We start from the raw sequence: 25,734 nt of genomic DNA, 5'->3' as shown, positions 1-25,734 counted from the left end.
TAAATAATTGCTTGGACATCGCAATTTCAGGTTCAGCCTATCCATGGTTCAGCCTAGCCACAGGGCGGAGGCTCCGCCCAATCAAACCGGTCTTTTCGCAGCGGCCCCCTTCAAGGCATGTTCCTTGCGGTATTGCCCCGGCGTCAGACCGGTTTCTTTTTTGAACTTGCGGATGAAGTTGGGCGCATCCAGGTAACCGACCTGCTCGATAATCTCCTTGAGCGGAGCGCTGGTGTTCTCCAGCAGCCGGATGACCTCGTCCACACGCCGCTGCCAGATATATTGCGAGAAATTGCTGCCGGTCTTTTCCTTGAAGCTCCGGCTTAAATAAGAGGTCGAGATGGCGAACTTCAGCGCTACATGCTCCAGGCTGAGGGTGTAATCTGCGAATTGCTGGTCCACATACGCCAGAATGTCATCCATCAGGGAAGACTCACTGGTCTCTGTGTTCCGCTCGACCTGCGCGCAAATGGCGGAAGCCAGCGAGAGCAGCCGGCTCTCCAGCTCCTCTAATGTCTCGAAGGAGGTCAGCTCCGGCATATTGGTGAACACCTCATCCATACCAAGCTCGGAGGCGGTGCGCAGAAAAGCGTTCAGCAGATCGAAGCAGATACACCGCAGCAGATGAACCTGCAGCGGCTCGTCCTTGATCGTGTCAATGGTGTCGGTAATCATCTGGGCCGCTACCGATTCGTTGCCCTGCTTCAGACTCTGCTCCAGCTTCAGCATGGTTTTGCGCGGAATCCAGAAGCTCTCGGCAGCGGCAGGGTTCAGCTCCGCAAGCTGCTCGAAGTAGGTGACCTGGCCGCTGCGCCGGATCATCCGGTGCTCCAGCGCGGCGGCGGCTTCAATGAAAGATTGGTTCAGCCGGGCGAGATCACGGTAGGCCATACCGACACCGATACTCAGCGCAAGCTGCGAGTGTTCACGGATCACATCCTGAATCGCTTCAATCACCTGCTCCATCCGGCTCTGAACGGGCAGTTCTCCCTCCCCTGGAAGGGAGATGATCAGGGCGAACTGGTCCTTGACCGAGAATTCAATTCCGAAGATCTGCGCATCCGGGCCCGGCAGGCAGATATTGCTCAGCATCTCCTGCAGCAGATGGCGTTCCTGCCAGGACTTGCCGCCCGGAGCGGTATCATCCCAGGACAGGATGGCCGAGAAGTAAAGGCCCTGTCCCTGCGGATGCCGGAAGCCTGCGCTCAGGATCATCTGTTCAATCTCGGGATCATCCGGCTGGCCGTGCTTGAGCAGCAGCAGCATGCACTGGTTGCGGACAAAAGGCTCCTGGAGATCAATCCGGGCACTGTAGTCATGAAGCGTCTGCCGGATGGACTCCCATTCATCGCGCAGCTTCGGAGCCTCATTGCCGTTACCTCTCGGCTTGGCGAACTCCATCAGATCGCGGATAGGGTGATACTGCCGCTTGGCCAGCAGCAGCGCGGCCGCTATGCCGGTAACGACTGTAATACAGAAGACAATCAGAATCAGTGTCTGGACATGGGCAACGCGGCTGAAGAACTGGAAGCTGGGCATCGTGGTGACGTAGGTCCAGCCATTCTCCTCCGACTGCACGGACACGACGGAGTACTGTTCCCCGTCCAGCTCCAGATTGTGTATCCCCGGCTCAAGGGCGGATAGGGTCTGAAGCTCGTTCTGGGGAAAGCTGACGCCATGGCTGTTCGCGGTCAGCACCTCGCCGGAGGGGCCGAAGATATAGCTGCTGCCTGAGAAATCGCTCAGAACCGAATCCATAACGCCGGTAAGATTGGATTCCTTCATCAGATAGACGACCGTCCCGTAAGGGAACGGGTCATTCGGCTTCACCGGGACAAGCATGGCGAGCATCGGCTCCATCCGGGAATTGACGGTCACATTCTCGGCAGGACGGACGAGCGGCTGACGGGTCTCGTTCAAGTCGCGCCGCAGCTCCTCCGGGGTCCAGCGCTCGAACTGATAGAGGGTATCGAAGGTGACATGAAGATCAGCCAGGCCGCGATAAGAATAGATATTGGAATCACCGTGGAAGTAGAGGAACAGATCCTCCGCGATGCTGCTGCTGGCCTTGTAATTGGCCAGTGCCTGAATCGCCTCCAGACTGTAATAGGGATGCCGGACCATATAAGGAGTCAGATGCTTGTCATAGGCGATTCTTCCGGCGATCTCCTGAAGCTCGTTCATCCGGCCGTCGATGGTGCTTTTCACCTGATTGAGCTGATTGACATTGGATTGTTCAATTTCGAACCGCAGGCCCTTGACGGCGTTTTCATAGACGAAGATGGTAACACCTGTGAGCGGGATCAGGAACATGAGGATATAGGAAAAAGCGTATTTCAGCAGCAGCCTTGACTTGAAATGATTCCAGGTCAGCCGGAACCGGTTCAGCAAGGATGGCTTGGGTGCGGAATTAGCCATACAGCAGTACCTCCAGTGTTAAGATATTCGGACTAGAAATCTAGGATGGAACCTCTTGACTTAGAAATTGCAGTTCTCTTCTGGATTACACTTGTGCTACTATAAACATTATAACATTATAATCTTTGGAGTGAGCAGCTTTATATTTTTCTAAGAGGACGGCATGTCCGTTACTACTTGTTAAATATAAGGATGTATGGAGTTCATGTCATTAATCATTTTTTGTAATTCCCCTGTAAATCTGTATTTGGAAAAAAGGAGATGGGACAAGTGGGCACAGAGAACGTGCTGCGCAATTTGCGGCTGGTGGACGGCCGGACGGTGGATATCTCCATTCAGGATGGGATCATCACCGCGATTACCCCGCCGGGCCAGGCAGAAGGCAGGACCCTGCTGGACTGTTCCGGGTTATACGGCTCCAGCGGATGGATTGATCTGCATGTACATGCTGTGCCGGAGCTTGACCCCTACGGCGATGTGATCGACGAGATCGGGGTGAAGCAGGGAGTGACGACAGTGGTGGATGCCGGAAGCTGCGGGGCAGACCGGATCGGGGCTTTTTATAGTGCCAGTCTTCTGGCGGATACACGGGTATTCGCGCTGCTCAATATCTCAAGGATCGGCCTTACGCGGACCGATGAGCTCTCGCAGCTGGAGTGGATTGACCGGGCCAGGGCGGTGGAAGCGGCGGCAGCCTACCCGGAATTCATCGTCGGCCTGAAGGCACGCATCAGCCAAAGTGTCGTCAAGGACAGCGGCATTGAGCCGCTTAAGCTGGCGCGTACCTTATCGGATGAGATGAAGCTCCCGCTCATGGTGCATATCGGCTCCGCTCCGCCTGCGATCTCCGAAGTGCTGGAGCTGCTGCGGGCAGGCGATGTAATTACCCATTACCTGAACGGCAAAGCCAATAATCTGTTCCAGGCGGGCGGCACTCCGCTTCCCGAGCTGCTGGACGCTGTGGCCCGGGGCGTCCTGCTGGATGTAGGACACGGCACGGCAAGCTTCTCCTTCCAAGTGGCGGAGCAGGCCAAGCGGGCCGGGATTGCCCTGAATACGATCAGCACAGACATCTACCGGGGCAACCGGCTAAATGGTCCAGTGTACAGTATGGCGGATGTACTGACCAAATTCCTCTATCTCGGCTACAACCTGGAAGAGGTGATCCGTGCAGTCACAAGCAGCGCCGCAGCGTGGCTCGGCAAGCCGGAGCTTGGGCAGATCCGGATAGGGCAGCAGGCCAACCTGACTTTGTTCGCTCTGGAAGCCGGAGAGAAGCAGCTTATAGACTCGGAGGGCGATGTCCGGACCGCGAATCACTATATTGAAGCAAAAGGAGTCTTTATCAATGGATCACTCATTACAAGCTAAATATGGATTGAAGCGTGTGATTAATGCCAGTGGAAGAATGAGCATCCTTGGTGTATCTGCGCCAACAGATTCGGTGATGGAGGCAATGAAGCAGGGCGGGCAGCAATACGTGGAGATTGCGGATCTGGTGGACAAATCGGGAGCGTACATCGCCCGCCTGCTCGGCTCGGAAGGGGCTGTTGTCGTGAATTCGGCCTCCAGCGGCATTGCACTGTCGGTGGCAGCCATTGTGACCGCTGGAGATCCCCGCCTCAGTCTGCGCCTGCACCAGGAGCAGGTGCTGAAGAATGAGATCATTATGCTGAAGGGCCATAATGTGCAGTATGGAGCGCCGGTGGAGACGATGGTTTTCCTCGGCGGCGGCCGGGTGGTTGAAGCGGGATATGCCAACGAAGGCCGTGCAGAGCATATTGAACAGGCCATCGGTGAACGTACCGCAGCGATCCTCTATGTGAAATCCCACCATGCGGTCCAGAAGAATATGATCTCGGTGGAGGAAGCCTGGGAGGTGGCACAGCGCAGGGGAGTACCGATGATTGTCGATGCGGCTGCGGAGGAGGATCTGCGGAAGTATGTCCAGTATTCCGATCTGGCCATCTACAGCGGCTCGAAGGCGGTGGAAGGTCCAACTTCAGGCATTGTAGCGGGCGGGAAGAAATACATCGGGTGGCTGAAGGTGCAACTGCACGGGATCGGCCGCAGCATGAAGGTCGGCAAAGAGACGACCTTCGGATTGCTCAAGGCTCTGGACGAGTACCAGGACAAGGCGGACAACAGCCAGCAGGAGAAGCAGGCACTGGAGGCGCTTCAGCCGCTGGCCGGTCTTCCCGGAGTGTCGGTCCGCACCGTGCAGGATGAAGCGGGCCGGGCGATTTACCGGGGACGCATCCAGATTGATGCCGCTGCTGCGGGCGTGGATGCAAGGGAGGTCAATGACCGCCTGCGGGAAGGCGAGATTGCAGTGTACACCCGGGACTATGGAGTGAAGCAAGGGTATTTCGATATCGATCCAAGGCCGCTGCAGGGCGATGATCTGCAGGTCATTGTCAGCAGAATTCATGAGATTATAGGGGGCAGATCATAATGAGCAAGATTCAGGAGCGATTCTATAAGAACAGAGCGGCACTGAATGTACTAGCCGGCAGTATCGGGAATGCCAAGGATATTTACGAGGCTGCCGAAGGGCATGTTCTGGTAGGCGTACTCTCCAAAAATTACGCCAACGCCAGGGAAGCATCCGCCGCTATGACGGAATATGGACAGGTGATTCAGGACGCCGTATCCATCGGGCTTGGAGCCGGGGACAACCGCCAGGCGGCGGTAGTCGCAGAGATTGCTTCAAGCTATGCGGGCAGCCATATCAATCAGGTGTTTCCGGCTGTAGGCGCGACCCGTGCCAATCTGGGAGCGAAGGATAGCTGGATTAACAGCCTGGTCTCGCCATGCGGACAGCCCGGCTATGTCAATATATCCACCGGACCGGTCAGCTCGGGGAATGCTTCGCAGGCTATCGTTCCAGTTCATGCTGCCATCGCTCTGGTCCGGGACATGGGCGGCAATGCGCTCAAATATTATCCGATGAAGGGGCTGGAGATGGAAGAAGAGTATCGTGCGGTAGCCAAGGCCTGCGGAGAAGCCGGATTTGCCCTTGAGCCTACGGGCGGCATCGATCTGGATAACTTCGCACCTATTCTGGAGATTGCGCTTCAGGCGGGTGTACCGCAGGTGATCCCGCATGTCTATTCCTCGATCATCGATCCGCAGACCGGGAACACGAACATCCAGGATGTCCGCACGCTGCTCAGCGCGATGAAATCACTGGTGGACCGGTATGCCTAGAATCGCTGCATTTGGCGAAGTGATGATGCGGCTGCAGGTTCCGGGGGTGGAGACACTGGCCCAGAGCAGCAGGCTGGAGTACTCTTTTTCGGGCAGCGGGGTAAATGTAACGGCAGCGCTGGCCAGATATGGCCATAACGGAGCATTAATCACGACCTTGCCGGAGACTCCGGTAGGGGAAGCCGCAATCGCTTATCTGCGCAAGCTTGGGGTAGATACGTCACTGATCCGCCGGGGCGGCAAGCACCTCGGGATGTACTTCCTGGAGAATGGGTTCGGTGCCCGCCCCGGAAGAGTCACGTATACCGACCGGCTGGGCAGCAGCTTCAATACCGCTGAGGCTGATCAGTATGATATGGCGGCGCTGGTTTCCCGGGTGGATGTGCTTCATCTATGCGGCATTACGCTGGCTATGAATGACAGGGTGCGCGGGCAAATGAAGCAGCTTGCGGCAGAGGTGAAGCGTGCGGGGGGCAGGGTGGTATTCGACTGTAACTACCGTCCGGCGTTATGGGGCGAGGAGGGTTATGCCAAGGCCCGCCCGCATTACGAAGAGCTGCTTACGCTTGCCGATCTGGTGCTGATGAACGAGAAGGATGCGCTGTACATTCTTGGCACCGCAGCGGCAGATTATGATAGAATAACACAGTTGAAGCAAGCGGTGCCCGCTGTGGCGGAGCGCTTCGGAATCGCAGCGGCAGCGGGCACCCACCGTGAGATTAACGCAGACAATACGCATTCCCTCACAGGATATCTGTACCGTCAAGGTACGTTCGCGTTCTCCCGTAAGCTCACCTTCCCGGTGTATGACCGGATCGGTGCCGGGGATGCTTATGCCAGTGCCATTATTCATGGTGAATTGCAGGATTATCCGCAGCAGCAGACGGTGGATATGGCAGCGGCCGCAGCGATGCTGGCCCATACCATCCCGGGCGATACAGCGTTGTTCACCGAGAGCGAGGTGCTCCGCGCGCTGGATGGCCATACCTCAGATGTTGAAAGGTAGTGAACGTAAGGTGTCTCTGAAACGCAAGCAAGGCCCCTTATACCAGCAGATCCAGAAGATCCTCAAGGACCGGATTCTGCACGGGGTATACCCGCTCGGCAGCATTATCCCTTCCGAGCCGCAGCTGGAGAAGGAGTTCGGTGTCAGCAAAATGACGGTCCGAGGTGCGGTCCAGGAGCTGGCCCAGGAAGGCTATGTGCAGAAGAAAAGCGGTGTCGGAACCATTGTCATGCGCAATACCGCCTATCAGAAGCTCTCTAAGGGCAAACGGTTCACAGAGCTGCTGGTTGAAGCAGGCCATAAGCTGGAAAAGAAGCTGCTGAGCACAAGTCTGGTCACCAATGAGACTGGGACAGAGGAATACAGCCGCTACGGGCCGTATTGCCAGCGGATTGAACGTCTGTATATTCTGGATGGACAGCCTTATATCCATCTAGTGCACTTCTTGACGGCAGCAGCCCTGCCGGGTGGAGGGTCAGCAGAGCTGGGGGCGGACATCCAGTCCCTGTACGACTCGCTGGAGGAGAACGACATCGTGCTGGAGAACTTCAGGGACCGGTTTTTTGTCGAGTCAGCACCACCCGAGGTATGCCTGCTGCTGAAGCTTCCGCCGGGGACGCCTGTGCTGAAGCGCCTGCGCAACTCCTATGACGGGGAAGGCAGGCTGATCGAACACAGCATCGGCAGCTATAATACGGAGCTCCATCATTATCTGGTCAGCTACGACACCTGAGGCTCGTCACTCTCATTCTATGCTACGGTTGCACACAAGCTCGCTTGTAGGTAACTGTAGCATTTTTGCTTATATAGATTGAACTTGAAAATATACGGAAAGGGAAAGTGGCGGAGGGGAATTTTGGAACTGTAGGAGCGGTAGCGTCCGCCTGATAGTACATATTCGGTTCATATTCTGTTCATATTGTCGTCATAAAGAGTACATCTTCGTTCGGTAAGCTTGCATTAACGGCAATGAAGCAAGCTTACTACCAGTTAAGATAGGGGAAGATGAACATGAGACCATCGGCGAATAACATAATGGGAAATCAAACGGGGTTCAAGAAACTGCGCAAGATTCTGCTTAAAATATTGGGAGCCATCCTGCTCGCTATTGTGATTTTTGTGGGGATTGTGTATATCACGAATGTAATCAGCAGCAATGCCGAGTCCAAAAGGATTGAGCCTTACGGCCAGCATGTATCCGTAGACGGCAAAAATATGAATGTGTTCATTCAAGGAGATGGACCGGACACGGTCGTGCTGCTTCCCGGCTTCGGAACAGCTTCACCGGCGCTTGATTTCAAGCTGCTCATCGATGAGCTGTCTCCGCATTATAAGGTTGTAGTGGTTGAGCCTTTCGGCTACGGCTTAAGCGACGCAACGAAGAAAGAACGAACCTCAGAGAATATCGTAAATGAAATCCATGAAGCGCTGCAGCAGCTCGATATTGACCGTTATATCCTTATGGGCCATTCTATTTCAGGAATTTATAGTCTGGATTATGTGAATAAATACTCAGATGAAGTAAGTACATTTGTCGGACTGGATAGCAGTGTACCCTCGCTGAGCGAGAAGAAAATAGAGTCTTCAGAGACAAGCATGGTTAAATGGTTCCGCGATCTGGGCTTCGCCCGGCTGCAATTGAAGCTGAGTGCTGACCCTTATGAGGGACTGGCATATGATGAACATACCAAAGAACAATTGAAACTGCTGATACACAAAAATATGTACAATACTACTCAGTTAAATGAGGCGGAGAGTATGTTTTCCAATTTTGAAGAGGCTGAACAGCGGAGGGTAACTTTCCCTCCCAATCTCCCTGTCCTTCTCTTTGTTCAAGCGGAGCATCCGGCAACCGATCAATGGATTCCTGAGCATGAGAAGCTGATTAAGAATTCCGTACATGCCGAAATGGAGCTGCTGGATGCCAATCATTATTTGTACCGTTCCCATCCCAAAGAAATTGCGGAGAAATTCATGAGCTTCATGAAGGGGATAGCGCAGCAGCCATGAGGCTATGCCGGGGCTTACTAAACTTAATAAAACACAGTGAATTAATAAGAATTTTATCTTTTCAAATGACATGGTTTGTGAGAGAATAGGTACAATCTTATAGAGTTAACATTTGACATTACCTATTTTAGAGGAGGAAATACCCATGTCAGAAGAGCGCAAGCTGTCCTTTGAAACCCTCGCCATCCACGCAGGCCAGGAGATTGATCCCACTACTTTAGCCCGTGCCGTGCCGCTGTATCAGACTACATCCTACGGTTTCCGGGATGCGGAGCATGCTGCTAATCTGTTCGCGCTCAAGGAGTTCGGCAACATCTATACCCGGCTGATGAATCCGACCACTGATGTGTTTGAGCAGCGTCTTGCCGCGCTGGAGGGCGGGGCAGGGGCACTGGCGACCGCTTCCGGAGCAGCAGCGATTTCCTTCTCTATTCTGAATATTGCCGGGGCAGGGGATGAGATTGTCTCCTCCGCAAGCCTGTACGGCGGAACTTATAATTTGTTCTCCACGACGCTGCCCAAGCTGGGCATTAAGGTGAATTTTGTGGATTCCGATAACCCGGAGAACTTCCGGGCAGCGATTACGGACAAGACCAAAGCGCTCTACGCTGAGACGATTGGTAATCCGCAAGGGAACGTTCTGGATATCGAAAAGGTTGCAGCCATCGCCCACGAGCACGGGATTCCGCTGATTGTAGACAACACCTTCCCAAGTCCGTATCTGCTGCGTCCGATTGAATTCGGGGCGGATATCGTCGTACACTCGGCGACCAAATTCATCGGCGGCCACGGTACCTCTATCGGCGGAGTCATCGTGGACGGCGGCAAGTTCGACTGGAAGGCCAGCGGAAGGTTCCCTGGACTTACTGAACCGGACCCGAGCTACCACGGGGTAGTGTACACTGAAGCTGTAGGCCCTATCGCTTATATCATCAAGGCGCGGGTTCAACTGCTTCGTGACCTGGGCGCGGCCATTTCACCGTTCAACTCGTGGATGCTCTTGCAGGGTCTCGAAACGCTGCATCTGCGTCTGGAGCGCCACAGCCAGAATGCACTCAAGGTTGCCCAGTATCTGGAGGCGCATGATTCGGTAGAGTGGGTCAGCTACGCTGGACTACAGAGTCACCCTTCGTATGAGCTGGCACAGAAATATCTGCCTAAGGGCCAGGGCGCGATTCTGACCTTCGGAATTAAGGGCGGGGCGGCCGCAGGGGTGAAGCTGATCGAGAACGTGAAGCTGTTCTCCCATCTGGCCAATGTCGGCGATTCCAAGTCGCTGATCATCCACCCGGCCAGCACCACTCACCAGCAGCTGTCGGACGAAGAACAGATTACCGCCGGTGTTACACCGGAACTGCTGCGCTTGTCCATCGGTACTGAATCCATCGATGATATCCTCTATGATCTGGAGCAGGCGATCGCTGCCAGCCAGCAGGCTTAGGCGCTGTTCCTTGCAGCATAGGAAGAGGAATTACAGACCACTGTTTGATGCAGCGTATTGCTGCATTAGGCAGTGGTCTTGTTTTTTTAGCAGGAGGTGGGTTTGGGAGTAATGGGAAGAGAGAGGAGTGTCAGCGGGGGAATCGTTTGTGAGTAAAACGGTTGGTGAGGTATGTGTTCGCGCTGAAGTTGCACGGCAATTGTACTTTCTGCAATGGATTAGGCCATTTTCGGCGTTAAAATCCGTTCTAATGTATTCCATACAACAGATTTCCGGCATACGGCCCCAAAACACCTCTCCCGCAAAAATCTGCTGTACAAACTGCAACAGATCGCTTTTTACAACCGCTAAAGAGAAAATCTGCTGTAGTAAATACATTAGATCAGCTATGGACCATGCCGAACCCGAATCCCAACCCCAGTTCTAAGCCATTAGAGATTAACAACAAAATATGTAAAAGTTATTTCCTACCCACTTGAGCTCGCTCCACTTACTTCAGCTTACTCACCCACTCCAGCTCGCCCGACTTACTCCAGCTTACTCACCGACTTCAACTCGCCCGCCTACTCCAACTCGCGTACTTCCCTCAACTCGCCGCCCCACCGTGTCCACTACCCATTCGGATAAGGTGCCGCAGCCGCATTCATTTGATACCGTTTGCATATTTCAGCATCATTGCCCGTAACTATAGAATGAAGCATGTGAGGTGTTGACAGCAGTCCTGAGAAGGAACAGCACGGCAGTAATCCTAGTGAGAAAAGGTGGGTGCGAGGATGAAGGTTGAACGCCAGCAGAATGAGGGTCCAAAGTATGAGGAGCATCCGTTCCAGTCTGACCCCGGTGGCCGGGCGGCTGGTGCAGAGATGAGCCAGTCCGCATCTGTAGCCTCCGCCGCAGCGGAATTTCTTGCTGAGGGGGACCTGCGCAAGAGTAACGTGAGTACGAGCCGCACGTATATCCGCCGTCCCGGGGAGCGCCAGGCCTTCCTGGTGCTGCGCGAGGGCAGGGGGGACGGAACTGTCCGCCGTGAGCCGCCCGGCGTCTACCCTGCGGGGCCCTGCCTGATCCGGGGCGAGGAATGGCTGCACGAGCCGGAACTGTCGGCGCTCTACTCGCGCTGGATGTCGTGCGGGGATGAGGAGCCGGTGCAGGCTGAGCGTATCCTGCAGCGGATCTATCACCGGCTGCGGGCTGCTGCTGCCGACCTCCTGGAGTCGGCGGACGGCGTATGGGCCGCAGTCACTCTGCCTTACACGGTGGAGCTCGCCACCCGCCCGGACCGGCTGGCCACGCTGCAGGATGCGCAGCTTGGCGCGCTGTTCGCCGCCGCCCTGCACAGCCAGCGGCTGGGCGGCGACAGCCGCATTGACCTGCTGGCGCCGTACCCCGCCAGCCTGGAGGAATTCGCGGCGCAGCGCGAATTCATTGAGGGCGTGGCCGAGCAGACTCTCGGCCACGCTTATGCGGCAGCCTGCCGCATCGGGGCGCTGCTCGCGCCCGATGTGGGGCCGGCTGCCGCAGGGGAAATCGCGCGTATCGCCGATTTCCTGGTGCTGGACGGCGCGGCGGAGGAGGCCGCGCCGGGGGAGAACGCCGCCGAGGGCTTCGCGCAGGCGGCGGCTGGGGTGCTGGCCGCCGTGCGCCGGGTGCGGCCGGCGGCGGCAGTGCTCGCCGCGGGGGCACCGGCGGCGTACGCGCTGGCCGATCTGTATGAGATCGGCCTGAGCGGGGTCTTCTGCGGCGCGGCCCAGCGGACCGACGCGCTGCTGCGGGCGGCCTGCCTCACCTGGATAGCGAGGCAGGAGCATCCTGATGCTGCCGCCGGAGGTTGGCAGTAGGTGGAAGTATCTGGCGGTAGCTGGCAGTAGCGGCGGCCTGGCCTGCCTACACTGTCTGGTCTGCCGCGAGTAGCGGGATCGGCCAGGCAACGACTGCTACAGCGCTCTATTCTCCACCATCTGCACAAACGTATGCCAACGAAATACCCGCAAAACACTCGAAAACCCACAACAACCCACAACAACCCGATTTCGCCAAGCCCTGGGGCTGCGCGGAATCGGGTTTTTAAACTAACTTATAGGTGTGTTTTATGTCGTATGATTTATCTCATGTGTTTTAAGTAATGTGTTTTAAATTCATATGATTAGGGAAGCTCACTCCATTTTGCGGCGTAATAAGGCTATGCTTGGAGCTCCATGTTTTCATTCGCAGCGATCATTCAGCGGTAGTTGTATTCTGTACATTTAAAACCAGCGAAAAGGAAGACTTTTCTCTTCTAAGTGTAGTTGGTACAACTAAATTAGCCCGAATGAGCAAGAATCCAGCTATAGCGTTATTATAATTGTACGAAATACAGTTAAACGAATATTCGGCGGTACAACAGACGATTTAGATGTACAGAGTGCAATTAAGTATGCCGCCTACACGTACTCGGGCACGGCACGGTTAGAGTTATAGCTGTGGCTGTGCTGAGGCTGAAGGGAGGACTCTTGTGGCGGCTCGGTGGGGGCTGATCGGGATTGGAACTAGTTGACTGCATTGTCACAGCCCCAGTTCCAGCTATAATCTCAGTTTCAACGACAGCCCCAAGTCTCAGCCCAGCCCCAATCTCAGCCTAGCCACCGTCCAAGTTTAGCCACAGTCTCCCCCGAATTTTCTCTCTATTCAGCTCTCTAGCCCTCATTCAGCTTCCGAGTCTCATTCCAATCCTACCCCAGCTTCACCGTCCCCCCGCCCGGAATGCGGCAGGCTTCATCCCCCACAGAGACCCACACCTCCGTAGCCGACGGATTATAAACCATCTCCTGCGAAGCGGAGAAGCGCAGTCCCTGCAGCGCGGACAGATAGTCTACGATTTCGATATTGGTGGCATACCAGATGTCCTCGTGACCGCCCATCATGGCGGCGAACTGCTCCAGCTCTCCCCAGTTATCATCGTCATTGAACTCATAGCTGTGTCCCCAGACGTACAGCAGCTGCATATACGAGAAGCGGGGCTTCTCCTCCAGGAACTTCTTGCCCAGGGCCAGCATCTCCTTGTGGTGGCAGGTAGGGTGCCAAGCCAGCAGGTTGTCCGGCAGGCTGAAGCTGCGGTGGGAATTCACCGTGCGGGAATACTCAATGCCCAGGGCAGGCAGCAGGCCGATCACCTGATCATTGTAATTGCCGAACGGATAGGACATGCCCCGGACCGGATAACCGGCCAGCGCCTCCAGCGCCTTGCGGTCCGTCAGAATCTCGTCGGCGATCCCCTCGCGCGGAGTCATGGTAAGGAAAGGATGAGTACTGGTATGTGCTGAGATCTCATGCCCCTCATAGAGCGCAGCCACTTCGTCCTGTGAGATGTAGCCCTCCTTGCCGAACAACCCCGAATTCAAATGGAAGGATCCCTTCAGCCCATGCCGGTTAAGGATCTCCACAAGACGTCTGTCGTGGATTCTTCCATCATCCCAGCTCGTTGTTAGCGCTTTAGAAACTCCGCCCGGAAAAAGATCAAACTTAATTCTCATTACCTGTTACCCTCCCTGATTTCTTTATACAGAATTAGAACGTGAGCATGTACTCCTTCTACTCATGTATTCTTCCAACTGAGGAATACAGCTCTATTATGAACAATGCCAGAAGTGAAAGCGATTAGCAAGATTCTTGTTAATGGACGGCAATGCGGCGCTTGACTACACTGGGGTTGCGAACAGGGCTAAACAGCCGGGAACAGGCTCCAGGCTCCAGGCTCTAGGCTCTAGGCTCCAGGTTTGAGGTTCCAGGTTTGAGGTTCCAGGTTTTAGGCTACAGGTTTCCGGTTCAGAGCAGGACATTGCAGAAGGAGGAGCATTATGGAAGCAGTATCACGGACAGTACTCGAAGGCCATATCGCCCGCGTCATTGAGCGGATGAAGGATATGAGAGGCTCCATTCAGGAAACCGCACCCATCGGCATCATCTCTATGGACAATTGGGAGTGGCCCCAGGGGGTTGGATTATTTGCCTTATACAGATATTACCGGGAAACCGGGGAGCAGGAGATTCTACACTACCTGATGGGCTGGTTCGACAGCAAGCTTGACGGAGGCATTCCGGCGAAAAATGTTAATACGATGTGTCCGATGCTTACCCTTAGCTATCTGGCAGAGGAGACCGGGCGCGCGGATTATATGCAGCTGTGCCGGGAATGGCTGGAGTATGCGCTGCATGATATGCCGCGCACGGAGGAAGGCGGTCTTCAGCATGAAGTGACCGGCAGTCCGAATACCGGGCAGCTCTGGGACGACACGCTGTATATGACGGTGTTGTTTGTGGCCCGGATGGGGATCGTGCTGAAGGAGGAGGCGTGTATACAGGAGAGCATCCGCCAGTTTCTCGTCCACCTGAAGTATCTGACCGATCCCGTGACCGGCTTGTTCTTCCACGGCTGGACCTTCGAGGGCGGCCATCACTTTGCCCGGGCCCTGTGGGCACGCGGCAATTCCTGGTATACCGCCGGGCTCGTGGATTATCTGGAGATGGTGGAGCTGCCGTCAGGGGTGAGCAGCTTCCTGCTGTCCTCCCTTGCGCGGCAGGTACGCAAGCTGACAGAGCTGCAAGCCCCGGAAGGCGCATGGCATACCTTGCTGGACGACAGCAGCTCGTATCTGGAGACCTCGTCCACCGCCGCTTTTGCTTACGGGATGCTGAAGGCGGTGCGGCAAGGACTGCTGCCTGAGGATTGCCGCAAGCCTGCAATGGCGGCACTGCATTATGTGCTGGGCCAGATCGATGAAGAAGGGGTGGTGCAGGGCGTCTCCTACGGCACGGGGATGGGCGCTACGCTTGACGACTACCGGGAGATTCCGGTCTGCCCGATGCCCTACGGGCAATCCATGGCCCTGCTGCTGCTGGTGGAGGCGATGAAGCATGTATAATCCCGCCAGCACCCATTCTGCCAGCATCAATTCCGCCACCAAGGGGCTGCCGGGGCTGGACCGGATCGCCTTCCATAATGTTGCCGAGCTGGAGCCGGCAACGGGCTACGGCGTGCACCTCCGCCGCATTCCCCGCAGCGTCAGGGAGCATCTGAACGAGCGGGGCCGGTTCATCGCCGGGGAAGCGGGCGGCTGTGAGCTCAGGTTCGTCACACCGGCTCCGAATATCCGTGTCACGCTGACCTTGCCGGAGACGGGTGGCAGCGTAACGGTATACAAGGGCGGGCTGTTCCACTCCAGGCATGAGCTTCAGGCCGGGAGCATACGCACCCTCCAGCTAAGCGAACCGCCGCGTCTGGCGATGGCGGAGCGTGAGCTGCTGATGGAAGCGGGATTCGCGCCGGAGGTATGGCGGATCTGCTTCGGACGGTATGCTTGTGTGGTCTGTGGCATCGAGACCTTCGGCCATCCGCTCCGCCCGCCGGTGGAAGGGGAGATTCCCCGCACACGCTGGATTGCTTACGGCTCATCCATCACGTATGGAGAGAACAGCAGCCTGCCGTATATTGCCCACGCGGCAAGAAGGCTGGCGGCCGATGTACTCAATCTCGGCATGAGCGGCTCCTGCCATTGTGAACGGGAGATGAGCAACTATCTTGCGGCGCAGGAGGACTGGTCATTCATGACGCTGGAGCTGGGCGTGAATATGCGTGACCACCTGTCGCCGGATGAATTCCGTGAGCGGAGCGGCTACCTGCTTGACCAACTGGTGAGCAGACATCCCGGGAAGCCGGTAGCGGTGATCACGATGTATCCCAACTTTGCGGTGTTCCCCGGCAGTGGAATAGCGGAGAAGGATCTTCAGTTCAACGACATTCTGCGAAGTCATGTGCAGCGTCTGTCCCGCCCCAAGCTGAGCCTGATCGAAGGAAGCCGGGTGCTGGATGATCTGGCCGGGCTGTCCTGCGACCTGATTCACCCGGGGGATGAGGGACATATACGGATGGGTGAGAATTTGGCCCGGGAGCTGGCCGGAATTCTGTAACCCCAGGCGGTATAAGGGTCCGCGCCGATTAACAGAAAAACTGAATATTGCCCTAACCCGCTGAAGCGGCTATGGTGAGGACATGAAATCGGCCATTTCAGCTCCATCGCAAGACTTAATCACGCACGAGCAGGATCACGCACAACACGCAAGCGAAAGGAGGCACCGAGATGAAAGCGAATACAAGAAGTGAAGCGGTGCTGCGGCTGGACAGTTCAAGGCAGAGCTCACGGCAGAGCGGAAGCAGCCGCAGACGCTTCTGGCAGACCCGCCGATTCAAGAACAATGTTCCTCTGTGGGTCATGTTCGTTCCGGTTATCGCATTCTATATTATTTTCAAATACACGCCCATGCTGGGACTGGTCATTGCCTTCAAGAATTATACCTTCTATGAGGGAGTATGGGGCAGCCAATGGGTCGGCATGGACAATTTCACCAATCTGTTCACCCAGGCGCAGTCGGTGCAGATTATCCGAAATACGCTTGTGCTCAGTATATTATCCGTGCTGGTCAGCTTTCCGTTCCCGATTGCCCTGGCGATTATGCTGAATGAGGTCAGGAACAAATTTTTCAAAAAGTCAGTCCAGACGCTGGTGTATCTGCCTTATTTCTTCTCATGGGTCATTGTCGGCGGGCTGGTGGTGACGATCTTCGCCCAGACCGGGGTAGCCAATGTGCTGGTCGAGAAGCTGCTCGGCAAGCCGTTTCCGTTCCTTTTCAAGGAGTGGTCCTGGGTATCCATCTTTCTCGGCTCGGGCATCTGGAAGGATGCGGGCTTCAACGCAATCATCTATCTGGCGGCACTGACTTCCATTGATCCCAGCCTCTATGAAGCGGCGAGTATGGACGGGGCAGGCAAATGGAAGCAGATCCGTAACATCACACTTCCCGGGATCAGCCCGACTATTGTCATTATGCTGATTCTGGCTATGGGACGGGTGATGGAGGTCGGCTTCGACCATGTGTACGTGCTGCAGAACTCGATTGTATCGGGGATCTCCGAGGTTATAAGTACGTATATTTATGCGATTGGACTGCAGGGCGGGCAGTTCAGCCTGACGGCTGCCCTGGGGATGTTCGATTCTCTTGTGGCACTGACCCTGGTGCTGATCTCCAACGCTATCGCCCGGCGCTTTAACAAAGGCTTGTGGTAACAGGAGGACACTATCTATGCAAAGTACAAACGGTGAAAAAGTATTCTACAGCTTCAATTATCTGCTGCTGACGCTCGCAGGCATTCTCTGTCTGCTGCCGCTGCTCCATCTGGCCTCCCTGTCCCTCAGCGGCAAGGACGCGGTGCTCTCCGGTTTTGTCACCCTGTGGCCGGTTGATTTCACAATAAGCTCTTATACCATGCTCTTCGAGGGAACGCCGGTGGTGCGTGCGTTTGGCAACAGTCTCCTGATTACTCTGGTCGGTGTAGCGGCCAGCATGCTGTTCACCATTTTCGCCGCGTATCCCTTGTCCCGCCGTGATTTCTACGGAAGACGCACGCTGACGCTGGCGATTGTGTTCACGATGCTGTTCACCGGCGGACTGATTCCGACCTATCTCGTGGTCAGCAGTCTCGGTCTGGTGGATTCCTACGCAGCCCTGTGGCTCCCGGCTCTGGTCAGTACCTATAATATGATGATCATGCGGTCTTTTTTCGAGAACATTCCGGAGGAGCTAATCGAGGCGGCCAGAATCGACGGCTCCGGTGAATGGCGGCTGCTGGCGGGGATTATTCTGCCGCTGTCCCTGCCGGTGCTGGCGACGATCGGACTCTTTTACGGCGTATATTACTGGAACTCCTTCTTCAATGTCATGATCTACATGAACAGCCCGGAGAAAATCAATCTGACCGTTCTTATCCAGCAGATGGTGAAGAGCCAGGCCGTTCTGCAGGAGCTGAATACCATGAACTCGCAGGAGGTGGTCAATATTACACCGGAGGGCATCAAGGCTGCCGGGATTATGGTGATGGTCATTCCGATGCTGATCGTGTACCCGCTGCTGCAGCGGTATTTTGTCAAAGGCGTAACGATCGGTGCGATCAAGGGCTGAGCCATCACTCTTCATATCCGCAAGTACAAGAACACCATTATAGGAGGGTCACATTCATATGTCCAAACCACTTTGGCTTAGCAAAAAAAGTGCTGCCGGTGCAGCTACACTGATGCTCGCAATCGCTGTCACAGGCTGCGGCGGCAATAATGCCGCCACGCAGGGCGCAGACGGGGGCAAGGAAGGCACCTCCGGGAAACGCGGGTCCATCACCGTCTCTCTATATGACCGGGGCACGGTGCCTGCAGAGGAAGGAACGATGAGCGACAACCGCTGGACGAGATGGGTCAATGAGAACGGGCCGGTGAATGTCAAATACATTACGGTTCCGCGTTTTGAATCCCTGCAGAAGTTCAATGTGCTGTTCGCGTCGAAGTCGGCCCCCGACCTGATCTTTGAATTTGATACCGCTTACCAGGGACAGCTCTACAACCAGAAGCAGCTCCTTCCGCTGGATGATCTGATCGCAGGCAGCAGTACGGAATATAAGGCAATGCTGGAGAAGTATCCGGCGCTGCGCAAGGCAGGTACGATGGCGGACGGCAAGCTGTACACGGTGGGCCGCCCGGTCCAGTTCGGTCCGCAGCATTATCTGTTTATCCGCAATGACTGGCTGAAGAAGCTGAATTTGCAGGTGCCCACTACGCCGGAGGAACTGCTGAATGTGGCCAAAGCGTTCACCGAGCAGGACCCCGACGGCAACGGCAAGGCGGATACGTACGGGACCGGGCTCAGCTTCGTGGCCGGCATTATTCTGAACAACATGTTCGGCACCGGGTTCACGCTGTTCGGGGAAGACCAGTATCCGTGGGTGCTGGAGAACGACAAGGTTGTGCATGACTGGGACCGGATTCAGGCGGCGCTCTCCTTCCAGAAGCAGCTGTATGCGGCCGGTGTGGCGGATAAGGATTTCGTCACCGATAAGAACGGCGAGAAGCAGAAGCAGGACTGGATCTCCGGCAAGCTGGGGATTTACGGAGGCAACGGTGCCGATATCGGCACCTATGAGACGCTGAAGAAGAATTCTCCTGAAGCTGAGGTCATTCCGATTGCCTTGCCGACGACGGAATTCGGTCAGTTCAGCCCGACCCTGACCACGCCGATCCAGATGACGGGGATGGTGAATGCTGCAGCCAAAGATCCGGAATCCGTGATGAAGATGATCGACTTCATGGTTGCGGACCCATACACCACCACCATTCAGAACGGGCTGGAAGGGGTGCATTACAACAAAACCGCCGACGGCCGGGCCGAGGTAATTGATCCGGAGAAAAACAAGAAGGAGCTGGAATACAACCGCGATATGGGGATGCTGACTCCGCTGATCGGCAAGAATTACGGGCTGAAGAACAAGGTCAACCCTACACCTGCCGAGCAGAATTTAATCAAAATCTATGAAATGGCCGAGAAGCTGTACATGGACCCTGACCGCCCGATTGTCGGCATTACGCAAAAGGCCTTCCTGCCGCTGCTGCCGCAGGATCTGACCCAGATCAACACGAACGCGAATAAAACGATTCTCGACCGGGCCATGCAGGCCATTGTAAGCTCCGATCCGGCTTCGGTGGACCAGTTCATTGCGGAGGCCAAGGGCATCTGGGAGAAGGCGGGCGGACCCAAGGTCGATGAGTTCTACGCAGCCTGGTATCAGGACAATAAAGCGGATGCCATCATGCTGAAGGATATTTATGAGATGGGCAAGCAGCTGGATGCGGCTGAATAAATGGAGTCACAGCTTAGGGGGCGAGCAGAGTTGAACAATGGGGTTAGAGCCATTCTGGAGCAGAGCTGGGCGGCGGCCACGGAGAATATTGTGGTGGAAGAAGGGCTGGTGCGCTATAACTGGCCCGGACATACCCGGCAGGTCTCACAGCTGGCGTATTGCCATGAAGCCCGCTTCTCGGCAGGCTATTATGCTTATGGTACACTGCTGGGCCGGCTGGAGGAGCAGGCCGGACTGGAGATGCTTGAAGCCATCGCCGGGCTGCAATTCACCGATCCGGAGCATCCCGATTACGGAGGGTTCCTCTGGTACCGGGAGGAGAGCGTCATTCAGGATTCGAATGCGGCATTCTTTATCCTTATGCCGCTTGTGGCAGTACGCCTCTGCAAGCCGGATGTATTCCCGGCCAGTCATCTGGAGGTGATGCAGCGGATGTTCCGTCATGCGGCAGCCTGGTTCTCCAGAGAATGCCGGACACCGGAGCTGTTCTACCCGAACAAGACGATGAGCGACGGCGCCATGCTGCTGGCTATCGCCCACTTCCTGGATGAGCCGGAGTATCTGCAGACCGCAAGCGGATATTTCGCCAGATGGGAGGAATATACGGCCCGCCGGGGCTGGGGCTGGGGGGAGAATGTCAGCCTCGTCTACCAGGGAGTGATGATGAATGCGCTGAGGATTGCCGGTTCGGTGCTTCAGCAGCATGACCGGGAGCTGGCCGGGCAGCTGTCAGAGCGGATGGATACCCTGAAGAGCATTCTCGTATTCCATGACGGGGAGGAATTGGTTCCGACCATCCGCAGCTACAACTTCCGGGGAGAGACGGAGCGGCCTAGCCTGCTGTGGGTGATTGCGGGTGTGACGGGGCTGGACCGTCTGGCAGAGCAGACATTCTCGCTTAATGATGTGGCGGCACTGCTCCTGTTCGAAGAAGATTTGCTTCAAGGGGGTGCCCCTTTGGCCGCGCTGCCCGTACCCCGGATGCTGGAGGAGCGGATCTTCGATGCTGCCCGTTCCTACAGCTGGATCGGACAGCATACCCGACTGGGCAGCATCAACCGCTTTCCGGTCATGCCGGGCAGCTACCAGCACCCCGCCTGGGGTCTGGGCTGGCAGAGCTTCCCGGTCAGCTTCAGCGTGAAGGATCAGCAGGTATCCTATCTGCGGTGGTACGTGGATGATTCCGCCGCCGTGCGAACGCATCCGGCGGAGGATTACCGCACGGCCTATCTGATGCCCGCGCTGTTTGCAGAGCCGCTGTACCCGGAGGTGGAGACACGAACGGCCCAGCAGGCGAATGCGCTGGTGGTGGTCCGCTCTATGACCCGGCTGCATAACCGGGCAGCGGAGATTGCGGATGAATGGGTCATCCATCGCTATGACGGTGAGGTGGAACAGGTGATGAATACAGCCGGGGACAGGGAATGGCTCGTGCTGCGTTATCCGGGCTGTGCGGTGGCGGTCACGGCGCTCAAAGGCATTGATGCCGGGGCAGATGCCCGAGCTGCGCTGCCCGTCACTGTTGTACGCGAGGAGGGAAGGATCAGGCTCCGCCAGGTGCTCTATTTCGGGGACAGTGCCGTTCTGGCGCAGCACCGCCTGGAAGCGGGCTGGGCCGTGATATGTCTCGATGAAGCTGCGGAAGACGGCGCAATCCGCACACTGCTGGATGCGGTGCGGATCGGGGACACTGAGAGAGATGACCGGGAGGTGCCGAGACAGCCCTGGTCCCTGCTGCGGGACATTGTGCTGACAGCAGGCAATCAGCCGCCGGTTCAGCTCACCGTTGATCCTTATGCACCGTAACACTATACTTGCTTCCATACGGAAAGGTGGCTATTATGAGAAAATCAAGTCGGAAACCGTATTTTGTATACGCTATCATTTTGGTTCTGCTGATGGGTCTGCTCCCGGCAGACCTTGGTTCTGTGGCCCGGGCGGATAGTAATTATAAGCTGGAGGAGACCTTTGAATCTTATAGTCCCGGTGCGAAGCCGGCCGGCTGGACCATCAAGACGCCGCCGCAGGGGGTGAGCGTTGCCGTACAGACCTGGGAAGGCTACGCCGGCAAGCTGCTGGAGATTCAGCAGGCAGCCAAAGCAGCGGGCAGCTACATTATAAGCAGATCCGTTACGGATGTTACGTACAGAAGCCTGTTAAGCTATTCGTTCAGAGCGGAGCAGACCGGAGCGGTGATCTACCTGCCCACCCCGCAGAGCGGTTCTGTGACGCTGGTGAAATTCGCCATTAATAATGGTGCGTTCAGTTATATGAAAAAAGGTGCCGGATCATGGACCTCCGTACTGCCAATATCGGCAGGGGTGTGGTATGACGTACGGGTTGCCCTCGACAGCGGCAGCCATACCTTCGATCTGTCCATTGACGGCAAGCGTCTGCTGACGAGGGAGCCAATGGCCGAGGGAGGAGCGTTAGCCTTATTCTACATGGGTTTTTATAAGGACAGCATCGGCAAGATAGGTTTTGACAATTTTATTGTAAGCGGATACAAGCAGGCGGTAAGTGCAGCCTTCTCCCAGCAGTCTTACGGGCTGCGAAGAGGGGAGAAGCTGTCCTTGCCGCTCCAGTTCACACCTGCAGATGCAACGGATCAGACTGCAGCCTGGTCCACCGGCAGCGAGGAGGTGGCAACTGTGGACGCCAACGGTCTGGTTACCGGCATCCGTGAGGGGGTGACGACCGTTACAGCTGAGCCGAACGAAGCGCTTCCGGCGGTAACCGCTACGGTAGCCGTCTACGAAGATCCGATCACGGATATTGTATTGGCTCCGCTTCAGCGGGCGGTTCCCGCAGGCTCCCGTGTGCTGTTACAGGCAACAGTAACACCGGAAGACAATACGGATACAGGCATCCTGTGGGGAACGGAGGATGAGAGCATCGCCGTGATTGACCGCTACGGAGAGCTGACGGGGGTAAGCGCCGGAACAACTACCGTGTTCGTCACGGATGAGACCGGAAGCGTCCGGGCCGAGACATCCGTTACCGTAACCGGACGGACAACCGGACAGGAGCTGTATGTCGCTCCGGGCGGGGACGACAACAACAATGACGGCACGGAAGCCTCGCCCTTCCGGACGATTGCCCGGGCGCAGGCCGAGGTCCGGCAGCTGAATGAGGATATGGACGCTGACATCATCGTCAATCTGCGGGAAGGGACCTACACGCTGACGGAACCGCTGGAATTCACACCGGAGGATTCCGGGACGAACGGATATTTTGTCACCTACCGCAGCTATCCCGGGGAGCAGGCGGCCATCAGCGGCGGGCGGTCCGTCACAGGCTGGACGGTGTTTGACAGCGCCAAGGGCATCTACCGGGCAAATGTCGGAACCGGCCTTCAGACAAGGCAGCTGTTCGTGGATGGTATCCGGGCAGTCCGGGCCCGGAGCACAGCGGGACTCGTGAATCCGCTGAAGACGGCAACCGGCTATACCTCGGATAATACGGAGCTGGCCGGGTGGAGCAATACGTCCGATATGGAGCTGGTGTTCAATGAGCTGTGGACGAATTCCCGGATTAAGGTAGAGTCGGTAACCGCTTCAGGCGGCAAAGCACAGATAGTCCTGCAGGAGCCGGGCCGGAGCGCGGTCTTTAACCGGGGATTAACCTCGGCGACTGTGCCCGTCTATTACCAGAATGCTATGGAGCTGCTGGATGAGTCCGGGGAATGGTACTATAACCGGAATGAAGGTATGCTGTATTACAAACCGCGTGCCTGGGAGGATCTGTCCACGGCCGGGGTTGTGGTTCCGGTACTGGAGCAGCTCGCCACAGTGTATGGTATATCGGCGGATGAACCGGTGCGCAATCTGAATTTTGAAGGCCTGAAATTCATGTACACCACCTGGAACCGCCCGAGTACGGCGGCGGGACATTCCGATTCACAGAATAACCATCTGCGTTATCCGTCCATCCCCGATGAGCTGACCGATGCGGCGGTAATGCTGGAGCTGGCCAACACGGTGAATTTCCGCAACAATGAGTTCACCAAGCTCGGCATTACGGCGGTGCGGATGCAGAACGGGGTTCAGAACAGCCAGGTTGAGGGCAACCGCTTCTATGATATTTCTGGCAGTGCGTTGAATGTGGGGCAGCCGAATTCCTCCGACCGGAATATCTACCATCCTGCAGACCACAGGCTGCTGATGAAGAATAATGATGTGCTGAACAATGTGATCCACGACATCGGTATTGACTACAAATCGGCTTCCGCTGTATCCGCCGGGTATCCGGTGGACATGGATATCAGTCATAATGAAATGTACAATCTGCCTTACAGCGGAACTCATGTCGGTTATGGCTGGGATAAGCTGTTCGACGCAGCTACCCGGAACGTGAAGATTCAGGATAACCTGATCTATGACCTTATGGGAATGGGCTTGCGTGACGGAGGCGCTATCTACAGTCTCGGACCTACCGGAGCCACCGCAGAGGACAAAAATCTGGTCAGCGGCAACTACATCCGCAACCAGATGGACGGCAATTCCGCCCTTTACACGGATGAAGGCTCCGCTTACTGGAAATTTGAGCATAATGTGATCGACCTGAAGGATGCTCCGCTATGGCATTCATCGCTCCGTTGGGCGATGGCGTATGTGCCGACCATCCATGATGTGGATTTCGTGAACAACTATACAACTACTGACGGCTATACCAACAACGGGCGCAATGTTCTGTTTGAGAACAATACGGTCCGGCCGGATGCAGAGTGGCCTCAGGCGGCACGCTCGATCATTGATCAGGCCGGGCTGGAGCCGGAATATGCCTCTGCAGCAGAAGGGCAGGTCAGCCGCTGGAAGCTTGATCCGCTCAAGCTGGCCGCAGGCGGCAGCGGACAGGTCTCCGTCCATGCCATGAACGGCAAAGACCAGCCGCTGGGCAAGGAAACCAGCAGCCTCTATTACAGCATTCTCGATCCGGCCGTAGCCTCGGTTAGTAGCGCGGGCGTGGTCACCGGACTGACCCAGGGACAGACGAAGCTTATCGTGAACATCATTAACGGCTCCATTTTGCGGACAATCACAACGGATGTATTTGTGGGCGATACCTTAGCCACGGTCCGCCTGGAGGGGCATGACGGCAATGTGGCGTATATCCGTGAAGGCACCGACCTGCAATTGCAGCCTTACGGCGAGACGCTGTTCGGCAACCACGAGGAGCTGGAGGAAGTCACCTATACCAGCAGCAATCCTTCCATCGTCAGCGTAAGCGGCACCGGCCTGTTGACGGGGCATCAGACCGGCTCGGCTACTCTCACGTTATCGGCCGAATATCTGGGCACCGTGACCCAGGGGCAATATGAAGTTAAGGTGTGGAATGAGGCCAGCCAATACGAACATCCCCTGACGGCGGAACTGCAAGACCCTGATGGCTGGTATGTATCGGCAACGGCGAACGGGCTGAAGGAGACCGGGCAAGACAGCCTTACGCTGAGGGCCCCCGGAGGGCATGTCATCTACCAGAACCGCAAATACCAGAATGAGCTGCTGGATTTCAAGATGAAGATCAATGACAGCGCAGCCTCTACCAACTGGTACGCCCTGATGCTCAATAACCAGAGCAAGGAGCTGAGCTATAGCACCGGCAGCATGTATCTGGTGGTCATAGGGACATCGGGCATCGAGCTGCACCGCTTCAACGAGGGGGTACGAACTGTGATCTACGGCAAGATTGATGGCCTGACCAGCCTCGGCGGGCCAGCGATTCCGAATACAGCCATTACCTTCGGGGTGCAGAGCCGCGTTCAGCTGGGCGCTTTTCAAGAGTCCGGGGGTGTGCGTCTGATCCTGAAGGTGGACGGGGTGCAGATCTTTAATTATCTGGATACCGCCGCAGGGGCGATTGGTGAAGCGGGGTACTTCGGGCTGGTCTCCCGCAATGCGAGCACGGAGCTGGGAGATTGACAGCATAAGCTTATGA

17 protein-coding genes are annotated in these 25,734 nt (G+C 56.2%); 15 read left to right on the top strand and 2 right to left on the bottom strand.

Annotation, left to right across the window (positions count from 1 at the left end):
* Window positions 1–81: 81 nt before the first annotated feature.
* Window positions 82–2,418: a helix-turn-helix domain-containing protein gene (locus tag C173_RS25730; RefSeq protein ID WP_063830956.1), complete on the bottom strand. Its 2,337-nt coding sequence runs from the start codon at window positions 2,416–2,418 to the stop codon at window positions 82–84.
* 270 nt (window positions 2,419–2,688) lie between these two features.
* Between C173_RS25730 and C173_RS25725 the strand changes: the two genes are divergently transcribed.
* The 8 genes from C173_RS25725 (at window position 2,689) to C173_RS25690 (ending at window position 11,923) form a co-directional block, all read left to right on the top strand.
* Complete coding sequence (locus C173_RS25725; protein WP_442792674.1) at window positions 2,689–3,789, top strand: amidohydrolase/deacetylase family metallohydrolase; 1,101 nt, start codon at window positions 2,689–2,691, stop codon at window positions 3,787–3,789.
* Entirely contained in the window at window positions 3,767–4,873 is a 1,107-nt protein-coding gene (locus C173_RS25720) for a DgaE family pyridoxal phosphate-dependent ammonia lyase (protein WP_036730396.1), read from the top strand. The genes C173_RS25725 and C173_RS25720 overlap by 23 nt, the downstream gene beginning before the upstream one ends.
* Window positions 4,873–5,628, top strand: coding sequence for a 2-dehydro-3-deoxy-phosphogluconate aldolase (gene dagF / locus C173_RS25715; RefSeq protein ID WP_036730394.1), 756 nt, complete (start codon window positions 4,873–4,875; stop codon window positions 5,626–5,628). Before C173_RS25720 ends, dagF begins: the two co-directional genes overlap by 1 nt.
* Window positions 5,621–6,634, top strand: coding sequence for a sugar kinase (locus C173_RS25710; protein WP_036730392.1), 1,014 nt, complete (start codon window positions 5,621–5,623; stop codon window positions 6,632–6,634). The genes dagF and C173_RS25710 overlap by 8 nt, the downstream gene beginning before the upstream one ends.
* Entirely contained in the window at window positions 6,621–7,367 is a 747-nt protein-coding gene (locus C173_RS25705) for a GntR family transcriptional regulator (RefSeq protein WP_200869589.1), read from the top strand. Before C173_RS25710 ends, C173_RS25705 begins: the two co-directional genes overlap by 14 nt.
* Before the next feature lie 302 nt (window positions 7,368–7,669).
* A complete protein-coding gene (locus tag C173_RS25700) occupies window positions 7,670–8,644 on the top strand; it encodes an alpha/beta fold hydrolase (RefSeq protein ID WP_235192023.1) in 975 nt (324 codons plus the stop codon).
* 145 nt (window positions 8,645–8,789) lie between these two features.
* Window positions 8,790–10,085 carry a homocysteine synthase gene (locus tag C173_RS25695; RefSeq protein WP_036730388.1) on the top strand — a complete coding sequence of 432 codons (1,296 nt, stop codon included), beginning with the start codon at window positions 8,790–8,792 and terminating at the stop codon, window positions 10,083–10,085.
* A gap of 773 nt (window positions 10,086–10,858) precedes the next feature.
* The gene (locus C173_RS25690; RefSeq protein ID WP_036730387.1) at window positions 10,859–11,923 is read left to right on the top strand and encodes a hypothetical protein; all 1,065 of its coding nucleotides are present in this window, start codon (window positions 10,859–10,861) and stop codon (window positions 11,921–11,923) included.
* A gap of 870 nt (window positions 11,924–12,793) precedes the next feature.
* On the opposite strand, the gene C173_RS25685 is transcribed toward C173_RS25690, so the two are convergent.
* Window positions 12,794–13,594 carry a polysaccharide deacetylase family protein gene (locus tag C173_RS25685; RefSeq protein WP_036730385.1) on the bottom strand — a complete coding sequence of 267 codons (801 nt, stop codon included), beginning with the start codon at window positions 13,592–13,594 and terminating at the stop codon, window positions 12,794–12,796.
* A gap of 324 nt (window positions 13,595–13,918) precedes the next feature.
* Between C173_RS25685 and bglB the strand changes: the two genes are divergently transcribed.
* The 7 genes from bglB to C173_RS25650 all read left to right on the top strand — a co-directional run bounded on the left by bglB (window position 13,919) and on the right by C173_RS25650 (window position 25,718).
* Window positions 13,919–14,983 carry a beta-galactosidase BglB gene (gene bglB / locus C173_RS25680; RefSeq protein WP_036730383.1) on the top strand — a complete coding sequence of 355 codons (1,065 nt, stop codon included), beginning with the start codon at window positions 13,919–13,921 and terminating at the stop codon, window positions 14,981–14,983.
* A complete protein-coding gene (locus C173_RS25675; protein WP_051478412.1) occupies window positions 14,976–16,028 on the top strand; it encodes an SGNH/GDSL hydrolase family protein in 1,053 nt (350 codons plus the stop codon). Before bglB ends, C173_RS25675 begins: the two co-directional genes overlap by 8 nt.
* Window positions 16,029–16,198: 170 nt before the next feature.
* A complete protein-coding gene (locus C173_RS25670) occupies window positions 16,199–17,182 on the top strand; it encodes an ABC transporter permease (protein WP_081751341.1) in 984 nt (327 codons plus the stop codon).
* A 16-nt stretch (window positions 17,183–17,198) separates the two neighbouring features.
* On the top strand, window positions 17,199–18,074 hold the full coding sequence (locus C173_RS25665; RefSeq protein ID WP_036730382.1) for a carbohydrate ABC transporter permease: 876 nt from the start codon (window positions 17,199–17,201) through the stop codon (window positions 18,072–18,074).
* A 58-nt stretch (window positions 18,075–18,132) separates the two neighbouring features.
* Window positions 18,133–19,797, top strand: a complete 1,665-nt coding sequence (locus C173_RS25660) for an extracellular solute-binding protein (RefSeq protein WP_036730379.1) — start codon at window positions 18,133–18,135, stop codon at window positions 19,795–19,797.
* A 30-nt stretch (window positions 19,798–19,827) separates the two neighbouring features.
* Window positions 19,828–21,603, top strand: coding sequence for a hypothetical protein (locus tag C173_RS25655; RefSeq protein WP_036730378.1), 1,776 nt, complete (start codon window positions 19,828–19,830; stop codon window positions 21,601–21,603).
* Window positions 21,604–21,638: 35 nt separating this feature from the next.
* Entirely contained in the window at window positions 21,639–25,718 is a 4,080-nt protein-coding gene (locus C173_RS25650; RefSeq protein ID WP_036730375.1) for an Ig-like domain-containing protein, read from the top strand.
* Window positions 25,719–25,734: the final 16 nt, after the last annotated feature.

The organism is Paenibacillus sp. FSL R7-277 (genome assembly GCF_000517965.1).
In the GTDB taxonomy this organism is placed as follows: Bacteria; Bacillota; Bacilli; order Paenibacillales; family Paenibacillaceae; genus Paenibacillus_AQ; species Paenibacillus_AQ silagei.
The sequence above is the reverse complement of the archived record's forward strand: the minus strand, read 5'-3'. Positions and strand labels throughout refer to the sequence as shown.

Bases quoted from the DNA above. Each gene is read 5' to 3' on its own strand.
- C173_RS25720 (WP_036730396.1), top strand. From the start codon at position 3,767: ATGGATCACTCATTACAAGCTAAATATGGATTGAAGCGTGTGATTAAT.
- C173_RS25660 (WP_036730379.1), top strand. From the start codon at position 18,133: ATGTCCAAACCACTTTGGCTTAGCAAAAAAAGTGCTGCCGGTGCAGCT.
- C173_RS25710 (WP_036730392.1), top strand. From the start codon at position 5,621: ATGCCTAGAATCGCTGCATTTGGCGAAGTGATGATGCGGCTGCAGGTT.
- C173_RS25650 (WP_036730375.1), top strand. From the start codon at position 21,639: ATGAGAAAATCAAGTCGGAAACCGTATTTTGTATACGCTATCATTTTG.
- C173_RS25700 (WP_235192023.1), top strand. From the start codon at position 7,670: ATGGGAAATCAAACGGGGTTCAAGAAACTGCGCAAGATTCTGCTTAAA.
- C173_RS25675 (WP_051478412.1), top strand. From the start codon at position 14,976: ATGTATAATCCCGCCAGCACCCATTCTGCCAGCATCAATTCCGCCACC.
- C173_RS25685 (WP_036730385.1), bottom strand. From the start codon at position 13,594: ATGAGAATTAAGTTTGATCTTTTTCCGGGCGGAGTTTCTAAAGCGCTA.
- C173_RS25695 (WP_036730388.1), top strand. From the start codon at position 8,790: ATGTCAGAAGAGCGCAAGCTGTCCTTTGAAACCCTCGCCATCCACGCA.
- C173_RS25690 (WP_036730387.1), top strand. From the start codon at position 10,859: ATGAAGGTTGAACGCCAGCAGAATGAGGGTCCAAAGTATGAGGAGCAT.
- C173_RS25705 (WP_200869589.1), top strand. From the start codon at position 6,621: ATGTTGAAAGGTAGTGAACGTAAGGTGTCTCTGAAACGCAAGCAAGGC.
- bglB (WP_036730383.1), top strand. From the start codon at position 13,919: ATGGAAGCAGTATCACGGACAGTACTCGAAGGCCATATCGCCCGCGTC.
- dagF (WP_036730394.1), top strand. From the start codon at position 4,873: ATGAGCAAGATTCAGGAGCGATTCTATAAGAACAGAGCGGCACTGAAT.
- C173_RS25670 (WP_081751341.1), top strand. From the start codon at position 16,199: ATGAAAGCGAATACAAGAAGTGAAGCGGTGCTGCGGCTGGACAGTTCA.
- C173_RS25730 (WP_063830956.1), bottom strand. From the start codon at position 2,418: ATGGCTAATTCCGCACCCAAGCCATCCTTGCTGAACCGGTTCCGGCTG.
- C173_RS25665 (WP_036730382.1), top strand. From the start codon at position 17,199: ATGCAAAGTACAAACGGTGAAAAAGTATTCTACAGCTTCAATTATCTG.